The following is a 14,332-nucleotide window of genomic DNA, read 5'->3' as shown; positions in this document are numbered from 1 at the left end:
AACGATCAATCATTTGTATTTAGCACTGATGATAATCTATAATTCATACATTCGATATATGAATAATTGCAATATATAATATTGTCTCACTAATTAAGTGTAGGCTTGTCCATGTTTTTGATTGGCTGTATTTTTACTGATGATTAATCAGTTGAAGATATGAACCATAATGAAATAGTTATTACTAGCTCTTTGACAAAATCTTTTTTATCAGAGTCTGCCAGAGAACTGCCTTCATCGCTTTAAAGCGACCCTGAGCTCGGCGGATTTCGGTGGCTACACGCTATCCAGTCTGAAGTGGCGGCCCATTCTTCATGTGCGGATTAATAGGTAAAAAAGAAACATGCTAGCTTTGATACTCTATCGAAAATCCAACAAGTATCATCACCCAGCTCTAAAAAAGAATGGTTTTTTCTCCTTAATATTTTTGTCCGTTAAACAGCGAATTCCTTTAAATGCAGGCTAACGATCTCATCTTTGTCAGTCATGAATGGCCTTATGATTGATTAGAACGAATACATGGATAAGTAGTAAAACTATCTTATTCCGGTTCGAACTTCCATATTTCACTGGAAACATTATTACTTAATACACCTGTCGCAACGTAGGCTATATCATCGATTACAAATGAAACACAGCCACTTACCGCTATCCCTGGGAAATTCTTTTTCTTTGTCCATTTGTTCTTGGACGGATCATATTCCCATAACTGTTTATATGCCCAGTTCGTGTTGCCGACATAGCCTTTGCCCTTCACCGAAAACCCGATTCCTTCATAGCCGATCGGTTTCATATCTGCTTTTCTTGTCCATTTATCAACGCTGGCATCATATTCCCAGAGGTCGACAAATCCTTGTAAGGGACCGGGACCTCCTCCGGCTATATAACCTTTGCCGTTAATGACAAACCCCGCCGCGGCTGTCCTTTCTTCACCAGGAAAATCTTTTTTCTGAGTCCAGTGGTCTTTTACCGGATCGTATTCCAAAACTTGTTTACTGAAATCACCTGTAATAATATATCCCTTACCATTTAATGTAAGTCCCACCGCATTGTTGTTTGAAAGCAATGGAATATCCGCTTTTCGGGTCCATTTGTTGGTTTCGGGATCAAACTCATAAAAGTCGCGCATCGATGAGAATGTGTCCGTATTGGTTCCGTAACCCACATAGGCTTTGTTACCAATTGAAAAACTAACCGCTTCCCTGCGATTTCCGTCCGGAAAATCGGCAACCCTCGTCCAGGTGTTCCTGGCCGGATTAAAAGCCCAGGTATCCTTGCGGTATTTGTCATAACCCGTTCCATTGGAGATATAGCCGATATTTCCAACAGAAAAACCCACGGCATCGAAGCGGCCGCCTTCGGGACAATCGGCCATTTTGGTCCATTTTCCTGTGAGTACAAAAAAAGTGTCTTTGCTTACGCAAAGTTTGGAGTAAACTTTCACTTGAATCGTACCGGTTGACGCTCCGTTCGGCACCCTCACTTTTAATGTATCACGTCTGGAATAGAATGGATTGGCTTGTGCGGAATTGAAGATGACAATATTGTTGGAAGATGTTTCGCTGAAATTTTTTCCTAAAATTGTCACAACTGCTCCAACAGTATCTTCACGCAAAGAAAAATTGTCAATTTGAGGCAAATCGGGGATTTCAGGTGCATCCTTTTTACAGTTCACAAGAGAAATAGCCAACAATAAAATCGAAATGTAAGTCGGGAGTTTCATTTAATGCCTTTCAGTAATGCGGTGTCGTACCGTTCAAAATTAATTGCATTGCACAATGTAGAAAATGTATTTGAAACTGGATATAGTCAGGTAGCAGTGCTCAATTGCTTTTTTAACCAAATCTCCAGCCGCATAACACATACTACCTCTAACTCGAAGACGGCCACAAGTTCATAGACGTCCGAGCACATTCAGCCCCTCCTCTGGGCAGCAAAACGGCGTAAATACCTCCGACGGGTCCAGAACCTTAGCATCAAGCCGGACTTATTCTCAATACCGGTGACTCTGTGATGGGTTCGCACGAGATATCGAAAGACAAAGCATCGAAAGAATGGCAGTTGGATGCACGTGGACGCGCCCGACTTGTTAAACTTTTCAACAAGCATGATAATGTGAAATTTGCCGTTATGTACAATATCGTTAAGTAAATCTCCGAGTTGTTTTGCTCAATATGTTTGCTCAGGCGGTATGTCAGAGCCCGGTTACCATGATCTTCCCGATTCGGGCCAACACAACATTACTTCCAGGTTACTTTGTTACTTTTCTAAGTCCGTGTTCAGCAAAAAGCATTGACCGCACCGCGAACGTGCACAAGATTGGGTACTGTCGGCCAGCTGACCGAACGAGGTTGTCGGTTTTTATGAACACTCAGGGTAAAACGACCGCCGTCGACATTCAACGGCTCAGTCGGGGATAAACGTAAATTCGGGAAAGCCGTAAATTGTGCTGAACTGGTTATTAGAGGAGGCTGGAAAGGCAACAGTATTGCCGTTACCGGAGCGGCTGGCGTGCATCGTGATGCTGCCTTTACTGGTCGGAAAAACATCGCCCCCGCTGGCTTTAAAGGCAAAGGCAACAGACCCCTCGCCGCGACTGCCTGATCTGTTGTTGACGCTGATCACATATTGCTTGTCGATAGTCAGCGGCCCTAAGTCTGTATCGGTGAGTGATAGTTTGTCGGGGACCTCTTGCTCCACCGTCTTTTGCAGCAATATTTGTCCGTTATTAAAATCCCAGACCGTAACTACATAAATACCAGCGTCCGGCAGTTTGCTGCCCACTTGGGTGATTTTACCGGCGACGGAACTGCTGAAAAGGACACCCGACTCCCGAAAACTGTTAGTCCGATATGCTACTATTTTTAACGCCTGCGACTCTTCGCTCAACAGGGTCGTTATCGGGTTCTCGGCTGGTTTGACAGCTTCATTCTTCTCACAACCCGTCAGCCCCACCGCAAGCAGCAGGCCACACATCCATAGATTTTTCATGATGAAAGAAGTTTTGTTGGTTTAGTAATCGTAACCCACACAGTACTCGATTGATGCTGCACTGCTCACATCGTAATACCAAAAATCCGCTCCGCATTTCCATGGGCCACTTTTTCACGTTCGGCATAGGAAAGCGGCGCGGTATCGATGAATGTGACGGCCGGGGCGGTGGGTTGAAAAGGATAATCAATGGCCCACATCACCGAGTCTACGCCCAACTTATCGATACAAAACCGGAGGGCGAGCGGGTCCTCCACCCCGCTGGTGGTAACAGAGAAATTACGCCTGAAGTACTCGCTGGGTTTGAGCTGGTTTCTCCGGCCAGCCCGCGCTCCCGGCGCGCCCATAAAGTCAAGTCGCCAAAGCCAGAATGGCAGCGCTTCACCCATATGCCCGAGCACGATTTGCAACTTCGGAAACCGGTCGAGTACACCGCTAAGTATTAAACGCAGCGCATGCGTGCCCGCTTCGATGCCATACCCCCAGATTGCCCCTTCCAACCGGTAGTCGCGAAAAGGCGCGGCCATACCATCCGACGGCGCCCTGGGATGAATATACAGCGGGGCGCCCAAAGCCTCGGCAGCTTCCAGGATCGGCCAGAACCGCTGTTCATCCAGATACCCGTTCGCGGTATGCGAATTGACCAGAAAGCCATTCAAGTTGAGCGTTCGAATAGAGCGCTCCATCTCCATAGCGGCTTGCCTGGGATCCTGGGGCGCAAAGCTGGCAAGGCCTGCAAAACGAGTCGGATGCCGGCGAATAGCTTCGCATAGCCGGTCGTTGGAAAGGCGGGCAAGTGCTACTGCCTTGTCGGTTTCAAAAAGCTGAACACCGGGCAACCCCAATGAGAGCACGTGCATGTCCACGCCCGACGCGTCCATAGTGGCCAGGCGGCCAGCGTCCAGGTCGAGCAGACTGGGTAGCAGCAACCGGGCGCCCGCATCACGGTTGGATATCGGAGGCGGTGCTTTTGATGGGTCCTGGGAAACGACGGGACTGTCAAACACCGTAGTCAGCAGTTTGATATCCAGGTTCGATCCGCCCTTTCGCACCAGCTCGCGCACGGCAGTGGCTACTTCCGGAATCATGAAAGCTTCTTCGGTCGCAATTTTCTTTACCCGCTTCTGGACTGGCGGCGGCACCCCATTATTCTTTTGGCCCAGTACACCCTCGATCTGGCCACGCCAGGCCGCAAAGCCCGCGAATGCGGAAAGCTGCGCTAATGCGGTCCGGCGGTTGAGGGGCTTATACTCATCAGAAACTTCATTACACTGGTAAAGCTTGCGTGCACACATGGCATGTAGGATTGGCTATGAAAAATGAATCAATGCCCAAACCTAGTTCATCCCCCGGGCAATGGTTAGTCCGGATCACCCTCGATGCAGCAAAAATTGACCATGGTCGAAATTTGTAGGAAAAAGAAATTATCCTGCTAACCAATGCGCGGTGCCCGGCCTGGCGCTCCCGGCCGGATACTATGCCGATGGCTTACTTTGAAGATGGGCTGGCTGCATTGATACGGGCATACTCGGTAGGCGTCTGACCAAATTGGTCGCGGAAACATTTGCTGAAATAGTTGGGATTGGTGAAGCCTACCATAAATGCGATTTCGCTGACATTGCCGTGTTGCTGGCCCAGCAAACTGGCCGCCCGCTTCAAGCGAAATGAGCGGATCAGATCGTTGGCGGATTGTCCCAAAAGCGCCGTTAGCTTGCGGTGCATGTGAGTTTGACTCACACCCATTTCCCGACAAAAAGTGCTGACGTCAAAATCGGCATGAGATAGGTTTTTTTCCAGCGATGCAAAAACATTCTGCAGGAACTTCTCATCCGTCGAAGTCACGGTCACCTCAGTCGGCTGTACAACGAGCTGTCGGCCAAAGCGCTCCCTCAGTTTCTTTCGACCTTCCAAAAGGTTTTTAACCCGCATTACCAGCTCCTGTCGGTCGAAGGGCTTGGTCAGGTATTCGTCAGCCCCGGTTTCCAATCCGGCCAGTTTGCTTTCGGAGCCGGTTTTTGCGGTTAATAGCACAACAGGTATGTGGCTGGTACGCTCATCTGTTTTCAGGCGGCGGCATAGCTCTACGCCATTCATTCCCGGCATCATCACATCGCTGATGATCAGATCGGGCAGGTGCGCGATGGCCTGGTCAAAGCCTTTATTGCCGTTATCCACAGCCAGCGTACGGTAGGCCGGGGCAAAACAATCGACGAGGAAATTTCTTAAATCGCTATTGTCTTCAATAATAAGCAGCTGTGCTTTCTGGCCCGCTTGTTCGGGTTTGAGCTCCCCGGCCGCTAAGGAGTTGGGTAACGCCGACAGATCTGCGGCCGTTTGCCGGGCATGCTGTTGCTGATCTACAACCAAAAATGGTAATGATATCGTAAAAGTGGTGCCGCTTCCCTCAATGCTCGCTGCTTCGATCGCTCCGTTATGCAATTCTACCAATTCCTTTACCAGTGCCAGCCCAATCCCGGTGCCTTCGTAACTGCGGGTAATGGAGCTGTCGGCTTGAAAGAACCGATCGAAAATATAGGGCAGCTGCTGGGTGGGGATGCCTATTCCCGTGTCCTGCACAAGCACGCGCAAATCGAGCAAGCCGGCGTGGATAGCTTCTGCCCATACTGAAAACTGCACCTGGCCTCCAACTGGCGTAAACTTGGCCGCATTGTTCAACAGGTTCGACAGGATGCGGGTGAGCTTTTCCTGGTCAGCATTTACCCAAACCGATTGCAGCGGCACGGTGTAACGGTAACTGATTTGCCGACTTTCAAAAAGGGACACAAACGATCCCCCGAGTTGCCTAAGAAAATCACTCAGATCGATAGGCTGTGGATTAAGCGCTAATTTGCCCGCTTCCAGCCTGGAAAGATCCAGGAGTTGGTTGATCATATCCAGCAACTGCCCCGCTTGCCGGTCGAGAAGCTGATAATCAGCCCGATGCTTATCGTTCTCCTCTGCTTTCAATTTGTCGATCGCTCCTTTAATCAACGCAAGAGGTGTACGGAATTCGTGGGAAAGGTTGGCAAAGAAATCCGACTTCAATTTATCTACCTCCTGCAACTTTTCGGCAGTAAGCCGTTGTAATTTCAGCTCGCTCCGAAGCCGCTCCCGATTGACCAAATGCTGCCGTGCCAGCCAAAAAAGAATAAGGACAAGTACCGCGTATAGCGCATAAGCCCATCTGCTTTCCCACCAGGGCGGATGAATGATTACATGAAGTGAAGCTCCCGTCTGATTCCATACACCATCGTTGTTCGAGCCCTTCACCCGGAAGGTGTAAGTGCCGGGTCTCAGGTCTGTATAGCGCGCAAAATGCCGGTTCCCTGAGTAAACCCAATCGTTGTCCACCCCTACCAGTTGAAATGCATACTGGTTTTTTTCCGGTGCGTTGTAATCCAGGGATACGAATTCAAAGGAAAGAAAATTCTCATCGTAGGGTAATTCCAGCATACCGGCCGGAACTGGCCTTCTGTTTTCCTGAACCATCAGGCCAGTTAGTTGCACGGGAGGAATGACCTTGTTCTGCTTGATTTGCACAGCTTCAAAATCAACAGCGCCGTTGATCGTCCCAAACAACAAGCGTCCGTCCCGACTATGTACGCTGCCCAGGTTGCATTCATTATCGGGCAGCCCGTCTTGCAGATCAAAATTCCTGAATTGGCGGGAAGAAGGATTGAAACGGCTGATCCCGTGACCGGTGCCCAGCCAAAGGTTCCCCGAGTTGTCAGGGGCAATGCTCACTACCTGGTTGGAAGGCAGGCCGTCTTTCATGTTGTAATAGGAAAACCGCCCCGTCGCCGGATCAAAGCGGTTCAACCCGCCGTGATGGGTACCGACCCACAGAATGCCTTTTTCGTCCTCATACAATGCACGCACCCAATTGTCGGTCAGCAGGCCCGGCAAATAAGTCCGACCGGCCTGGTGGTAGGTGAATTTTCCCGTAGCCGGATCAAGCCGGTTCAGTCCCTGGGCGGTGGCAATCCAGATCTCCCCTTTTCGGCCCACCAGCAGGTCAAGAATAAGAAAGTGGCTTAGCGTTCGGTATGGGCGCAACGCTGCTTCACTTTTGGGTTGCAAAACATCCCGCGTGTAATACTGGCATTGCCCGGTTGCAGGGTCGAGCCGCCCGACCGCTCCTTTCAGCCCTACTGATCCGCCTATCCAAAGTTTACCGTCCCGGTCCTCATCCATGCACATCGTAGGCACCTGCGTGGGGTAGCGCCTGAATGTACCACTGGCGCGGTCGAAGCGGTGCAATGCCTCTTTGATACTGACCCACACCTGGCCCGCACGGTCTTCGAAAAGGGTCGAAACCCCTTCACTTGCCAAGGACCTTGGATCGCTTGGATTTGCCGGGATGTGTTCCAGCTTCCCGGCGTCTGCGCGCCAGCGGTAAAGTCCCTTTTGCAAACTGCCCAGCCAGATTGTGCCGGTTCGGTCCCGCAGCACGGCCTGAAAGTTATATTCCGGTAGTCTGACAGGTGCATGCGGCAAATGTGCGGGATAGGTTTGGAATGTCTTTGAAACGGCAGGAAGCTGGTTAATGCCATTATCGGTACCGATCCATACGGTGCCCGTGCGATCGCGAAAAACGGCGCGCACATCATTGCTGCTCATACTGCCCGGCTGTGTCGGTTCGGCCCGATAGGTTGTCAGCTCATCGGTTTTAGGATCTATGCGTTGCAGCCCTTCCGGTGAAGAAGCCCATACAAACCCGGCACGATCCTCAAAAATGCCGCTTTCATAAATCGTTTGCGATACGAGCCCTTTCGGGTTGTAAGCAATGGGCCTGAGCGAGTCGCCTGTGATTTTAACCCGAAACAATCCATTGCTCTCCGTTCCGATCCACAGTTCACCGGACTTGTCGAGCATAAAAGCATAGGGGCTCACAGGCTTGACGGCTTGATAGGGCAAAGCGAACTGTCGCCCGCTGGCAGCCCTGCGCCAAACATCCGGATTATGAGTAAGTTTTGGTAATTGAAACCAAATGGGCGCAAAATGCCCCGTCTTTGGATCAAACCTGCAAAGCTGGCCCCGGGATTTTACTTCTACGAGCAGGTCGCCGCGGGTATCCTGCCCGATGATGTGATTGACCCGCTCCATCGGAAAAGGAATGAATTTAGTGGTAGCGGGGTCAAAACGAAGCAGGCCAAGAGGAGTGCCAAGCCATATGTAGCCCTGCCTGTCTTCAAACATATTGAAATCGACATTCCAGTAATAGGAAAGTCCCGGAAGCTGGTTATAGGCCGTTACTTTCCCAGTACGCTTGTCTACCCGGTGCAAACCGCCCCCCATCGTCGCCACCCATAATCTCCCCTTTCGGTCTTCATGAAGGTCGGTGACGATGGTATGCTGCATGGTGTTGCTACCAGCCTTTGGATCAAACCGGAAAGCTGTGAACTGGTAGCCATCAAACTTATTGAGCCCGTCGGCGGTACCAAACCATAAAAAACCCTCCCGGTCCTGGCAAATGGCGCCGATAAAATTATTCGACAGCCCTTGCCGGGTAGATAATTGCCTGAAGCTAGCAGGATGAGGCTGGGCAACATTCTTGCCCGCAGATAACAGCAGCAGCATTAACCATAAATGCATTAACATTTTCATGAAAACTAATATTAATGCTTTGAATAACCCGAACTCCGGGTGGCAAGCGGTTCAATCCTGGCGATGCTTACAATGTGACCAGTTTCTTGAAAGCGATGGCAAAAGAGCGACTATTTCATAGGCTTGAAGATAGCCTAAACTATTGGTACCAAAGCAAATGCAATTATAAACGGTATCAACCGATTTTAAAAATCAATTGATTAAAATAGGTGAAGTCAATATTTTCGTTTCTGATCTCCAAAATCCAATGCAGATGCTCAAATGGAGCTCATTGTGAGCTATCCACAAGGCGGCATACAGTACATTGAAGTTGGACATCAACTTAATTGCGTAACGGCTGTTGCTGAATTAAGTTGATGCGCTTTTTGCGAGAATTAGCAGCCGCTTTAAGATCGGTTCTGGCCGGCAGCAAACTTTCTGTAAATGAACAGAAGAAGAACCGAACCTAAAACTGCGACAAACAGACTCCCAATATTGAAGCCATCCACTGTTCCGTAGCCTAGCAATGAGGAAATCCATCCACCAACGACCGCACCAACAATTATAATTGTTAGGAAAAAGCCGCCCGGATCCTTGCCCGGGTGGATGGCCTTCGCAATTGCACCTGCTACAAGTCCAATAATAATCCATGTGATGATTCCCATATGTAATGTTCGATTGTTTATTAAGCACCTCGTCAAAAACTATGCCGGTTCGAACCCAATCGGCGGAATACACATCAATCAAACAAATCAGATTGTAACAATAGGTAACTGCATTGAGGTCCAAGATCACTATCCTATTCCGAACGAAGTGTCTTTGCAGGATTCAGGGAAGCCGTATTGATGGCCTGAAAACTCACGGTGAACAAGGCGATCAATATGGCCGCCATAGCCGCGGCAGGAATGATCCACCACTGGATCTCAATGTGATATTCATAGGTTTGAAGCCACTTGGTCATCACCCAAAAGGTAATAGGAGATGCCAGAATACATGCTATGGCTACCAGCCAGACAAATTCTGCGGACAAAAGCAGCCACAAATTGGTGACCGTTGCACCTAATATTTTACGGATCGTCACTTCTTTCGACCTGCGTTCGGCCATGAATATCGCCAGCCCGAACAGACCCAGGCACGAGATAAAAATGCCAAGGCACGCAAAAATCCCGGCGAGTTTGGCCACCTGATTCGCTATTCTAAACTTCTTCCCGAATTCTTCGTCGGCAAAACGATACTCAAACGGCAGTGAAGGATTGTATTTGTTCACAACCGGCTGCATTGCTGCGATGGCTTTCGATAAATCGGCCTGGTCTTTCAACCGGATCAGAATGGCATTTACATTACCCCCATTAAAGAGAATTACACCGGGCTTGACATGACTAAATGGGTTTTGCATTAAAACATTTTTAGTAACACCTATAATGGTTAAATCCTGATCGCCCAGTTTCATGGTTTTACCAATGGGTTCTTTATATCCGATTAGTTTCAATGCAGATTCGTTGAGGATCACCGCGGTTGAATCAGTCGCATATCGTTTCTCGAATGAGCGACCGGCGATGAATTTCAACCCCGCTGCCTTTTCGTAATCCCAGTCTGTCATCACAACATTGATCGTCACGGCACTCCCGGGGTCTTTTCCTTCCCAGCTGAAATGCGTAAAATCATTATTAACCCACGTCATCCCACTGGATGCTTTGGCTACCGAGGCGATGTAGCCGGTATTTAGGAGATCATGTTTGAGTGCATCATAGTTTTTAACAAGATCCTCACTCGCGTCGAGCGTGATCAGATTATCCGGATCGTATCCAATGGAGCGGCTTCTGACATGGCTAATTTGTTGAAAAATAACGACGGTGCCGATAATGAGCATGATGGAAATAAAAAACTGGGTCACAACCAACGTTTTGCGGAAGTTTACTGTACCGGTTCCCTGTTGCAGTATTCCTTTCAATACCTTAACGGGTAAAAAAGAGGAAAGATAAAGGGCAGGGTAACTACCTGCCAGCAAACCTGTCAGCAGACATACGCCCAAAACGGCGGCCCAGAGCGATCCATTGGTAAAATCGAACTGAATATTTTCAAATCCAATGTCTTTAAGAAAAGGCAGTAACAGCTGGATAAGGACAAGCGACAGGAAAAAAGCCAGAAATACAGTCAGTAACGATTCAGCAAGAAACTGGATGACCAGTTGGCGGCGCTGTGAGCCGATTGCTTTACGGATCCCCACCTCCTTTGCCCGTTTCTCAAACCGGGCAGTGCTCAGGTTCATGAAGTTGATGCAGGCGATCAATAGCACAAATGCGCCAATGATACCGAAAAGCCGCACAAACAGAATTTGCCCCCCGGTATTGACCCAGTCCTTGAAATCGTCATGCAAATGCCATCTGCCCATGGGATACAGTGAAAGGGTCTGGGTTTTGATATATGGGTCTCTTCCAGCGAGCATCGGACTGATTTTCTTGGAAAGCGCATCCATCGAAACACCTTCATTCACTTCGACGACCGTTCCGATAAAACTGTTATTCCAGCGCGTCTGAGACCCTTTCACATCGGGATCATTCTGTACCTTAAATTCAAATGGAGCCAGATATTCAAAATCCAGGGAAGAATTCGTGGGAACATCTTGCATAACGGCGGTAACCTGTATGTTATACTTATTGTCGATCCGGATTACTTTTCCAATAGGATTGACTTTCCCGAAGATGGCGTCTGCGAGTGATTCGGTCAACACAATGGAATTGGGCTCACGTAGCGCGGTTTCCGCATTGCCTTTGATAATAGGATAAGTGAAAATTCGCAAAAAGTCGGGGTCCACATAATAACCCTGCTTTTTGAACTTGCGGTTTTTACTAACCAGGCTGTGGGTGCTGCCCCAATCCAGCCTGGAAATATGCTTAATCTCGGGATAATTGTTTTTCAACTCATCATAAACCGGCATCATGAGCGAACTGGATGTATTTTTCTGGTCGTTCATGAGCGTATGTTTCATTACCAGTGCAACCCGCTCGCCGTTTTTATTGAAACTGTCAAAACTAGTTTCGAAATAAACCCACATTCCGATAAGGAGCGCGAAAGTCATCCCAAGTGACAGGCCCAGAATATTAATGAATGACAGCGTCTTGTTGCGCAACAGGTGCCGCGTAGCGACTTTAAAGTAATTTCTGATCATGGGATGGCTAAATAAAGGGCTGGGAGAATTCAAGCCGGACTGTCTTTGGATGTATCGTGGCTTGAAAAAGCCCAATACGCCGCACCAGTAAAGCATTGACGCGCGCCGGTAACCTACGGTTTTGAGCTGATAGTAAAACTCCTCAGTCAAATCGCCTTGTATCGGTTCCAGCAAATGTGGAGCTACAAACCATTTCAAAAAATTTTCGGCTAAACGGGGCGGTTGCTTCATGGCTGAATCATTCTGAAATAGATAATTTAAACGGATTTACGAGTCGGTCCCAAAAACTGGTGCGTACCTCCTGTATTTCTCTCAGTGTTCGTTGCCCGTAGGCAGTTACTGTGAAAAGTTTCTTGCGTTTCCCGCCACGCTCGGCTGTCGGTTCTCCGAGCGCCGAGCGTACCATCCCTTTTTCTTCAAGACGTTGCAAGGCCGAATGTACCTGGTTCAGCCTGGCTACCCTCCCGCTTTGTTCCATAATTTCATGCATTACCGCAACGCCGTAAGCCCTCCCATCCATTACAGCGACGGCCAACAAGATGATTTCTTCAAACTCGCCGAGATAGCTTCTGTTCATCGTATTTAGTTATTTCCATATTTGCTGATAAAATAACTTGCCAGGGAATTATTTCATTATAAATAGTTGAAAATAAACATATTATCAGAACAACTAAAACATATACTGTTCGCTATCGAACAGCATACGTCCATTATTGAGAGGGCGGCATCAAAGCCTTCCGGGGTCGTCCGGCGATTGAACAGGTAGGAACCGGGGCACTGGAACGACACCATTACCTCTATTTAAACGCTTCAAAGGTGGTATTGCCTTAGGAGGAATTAATACTGCCGGAATCTGTAACATTTCTTTGCGTCAATCGTCTCTGCCATAGACACCCACCAGTTTAGAAGGGCCATCCAGCAAACACTTCACTTATTGTGTTTCAAAAACAGATCAAAACCCAAAGCGAGGGCGGCCCTAAATGTCTTTAAACAAAAAAATGCCGTTGTAATTATGAAATATCTCACCTTCGCCCTTTCTCTCTTCATCGCCTCACAAAGTTCCACCATAGCGCAGCATTTCTCCGTTATATATAAATCTTCGGCTTTTCAAGGACCTTTCACGGGGAATGTTATCCTTTATCTCTCCCAGAAAAATGAAACTCCCAAAGACCATAACCGATGGCCCTGTTATAGCGTATATGTTCGTAATGTGATGCCTGATCAGCCGGTCGTTTTTACCGACGCGGCGCTGTCCTATCCCAATTTATTGTCACGCATCCCGCGGGGTGACTATTTTGTTCAGGCAGTTTGGGACAGAGATCTCGGCGGCCGGGTCATTGGACAGAGCGCGGGAAACATGTATAATCCATCCCAAAAGATAACGATGGGCGATACCACCGAGCGCTTCTCATTGGTTTGCGACAGTAAGGTCCCGACACCGGTGTTTGCTGATAGTAAATTTGTGAAAGAGATCAAAGTCCGGTCGAAGTTGTTAAGCCGGTTTCACCACCGCCCCGAGTACCTGGCAGGAGCCGTTATTTTACCGGTTCAGTACTACACCGAACCCCAAAGACGCTTTCCAGTCTATTTTATGGTCGGCGGTTTTGGTGGCGCTTATTATCATTATTCTAAAACTGAAAGTACAGACACCGCAGCGTCAATTCCTCTCGACACGATTGCCTGCATTAAGGTATACCTGGATGGCGATTGTCGGCTCGGCCATAGTACCTACGCCAACAGCGATAATAATGGCCCCGTCGGCGACGCATTCGCAAAGGAATTTATACCAGAACTCGACCGTTGTTTCCGGACAAATGGCGGCCGGGTAATACGCGGCCACAGCAGCGGTGGATGGACCGTGGCCTACCTGATGACACATTATCCCTCGCTATTTGCGGGCGGCAACGCAAGCGCGCCTGATCCCGTGGACTTTCGTCGGTTCAATGAGACCAACCTGTACACAGATCACAAACGTGTAGAGTTTGTTGATTGGGCCAAATTTGATAAAAGGAAGGATCTGCCGTCGGTTTATGACCGACCAAACATCGCGCACAGTATCGAGCAGGTGATCTATCGCGGCGAGCAAAATGTCTCTTTCGATGCCGTGTTTGGACCTAAAGGAAAGGATGGATTGCCCATTCCGCTTTATGACCCCCAAACGGGCAAAATTGACCGTCAGGTATTAGCGCATTGGAAACAATATGACTTGACGCAATACATCATCAAGCATTGGGGAAATCTTAAAACGGATCTGAATGGAAAGCTACGCATTTCCGTCGGCACTGAGGACAACGCCCAATGTCCTGCCATCAGAATAATGGAAACGGAAATGAAAAAACTGGGTGCCAACATTGAATTTGCGTATTATCCCGGTACACATTTCACCGTAGCTACTCCCGCGTACGGCAAAGCGCAGAATGACTTTTTATTAAAGAAATATCAGGAGTGGCTTGTCCGTATCAAGCGTTAAGAAGGCCTTCCGGCGAGCAGTTTGAAAACTTGCCTAAAAATGGTAAATAAGACGTGCTTCATACAAATACATTCATTCACCTAAATTGGCTAATTTGCCATTTATCACTTAAGGAA

Annotated in this window: 8 protein-coding genes; 1 reads left to right on the top strand and 7 read right to left on the bottom strand. The window is 48.4% G+C overall.

Annotated features, from left to right (window positions below; genetic code table 11):
- Positions 1–541: 541 nt before the first annotated feature.
- From ACTJJJ_RS00790 to ACTJJJ_RS00760, 7 genes are all read right to left on the bottom strand, one after another.
- Positions 542–1,723: an IPT/TIG domain-containing protein gene (locus tag ACTJJJ_RS00790; protein ID WP_426295210.1), complete on the bottom strand. Its 1,182-nt coding sequence runs from the start codon at positions 1,721–1,723 to the stop codon at positions 542–544.
- A 683-nt stretch (positions 1,724–2,406) separates the two neighbouring features.
- A complete protein-coding gene (locus tag ACTJJJ_RS00785) occupies positions 2,407–2,991 on the bottom strand; it encodes a DUF4082 domain-containing protein (RefSeq protein WP_440701135.1) in 585 nt (194 codons plus the stop codon).
- A 65-nt stretch (positions 2,992–3,056) separates the two neighbouring features.
- Positions 3,057–4,286: an amidohydrolase family protein gene (locus tag ACTJJJ_RS00780; protein WP_440701134.1), complete on the bottom strand. Its 1,230-nt coding sequence runs from the start codon at positions 4,284–4,286 to the stop codon at positions 3,057–3,059.
- 193 nt (positions 4,287–4,479) lie between these two features.
- On the bottom strand, positions 4,480–8,598 hold the full coding sequence (locus ACTJJJ_RS00775) for a hybrid sensor histidine kinase/response regulator transcription factor (protein ID WP_440701133.1): 4,119 nt from the start codon (positions 8,596–8,598) through the stop codon (positions 4,480–4,482).
- Between the two features lie 386 nt (positions 8,599–8,984).
- Complete coding sequence (locus ACTJJJ_RS00770; protein WP_440701132.1) at positions 8,985–9,242, bottom strand: GlsB/YeaQ/YmgE family stress response membrane protein; 258 nt, start codon at positions 9,240–9,242, stop codon at positions 8,985–8,987.
- 134 nt (positions 9,243–9,376) lie between these two features.
- On the bottom strand, positions 9,377–11,977 hold the full coding sequence (locus tag ACTJJJ_RS00765; protein ID WP_440701131.1) for an ABC transporter permease: 2,601 nt from the start codon (positions 11,975–11,977) through the stop codon (positions 9,377–9,379).
- Positions 11,978–11,984: 7 nt separating this feature from the next.
- Positions 11,985–12,323: a PadR family transcriptional regulator gene (locus tag ACTJJJ_RS00760; RefSeq protein ID WP_188931697.1), complete on the bottom strand. Its 339-nt coding sequence runs from the start codon at positions 12,321–12,323 to the stop codon at positions 11,985–11,987.
- Positions 12,324–12,758: 435 nt separating this feature from the next.
- Here ACTJJJ_RS00760 and ACTJJJ_RS00755 point away from each other — a divergent pair, with 435 nt between their 5' ends.
- Complete coding sequence (locus ACTJJJ_RS00755; protein ID WP_440701130.1) at positions 12,759–14,216, top strand: alpha/beta hydrolase-fold protein; 1,458 nt, start codon at positions 12,759–12,761, stop codon at positions 14,214–14,216.
- Positions 14,217–14,332: the final 116 nt, after the last annotated feature.

The sequence above is a fragment of the Dyadobacter sp. 22481 genome (assembly GCF_052044875.1).
GTDB classification, from domain to species: Bacteria; Bacteroidota; Bacteroidia; order Cytophagales; family Spirosomataceae; genus Dyadobacter; species Dyadobacter endophyticus.
This window is presented reverse-complemented; position numbering and strand designations above follow the sequence as displayed.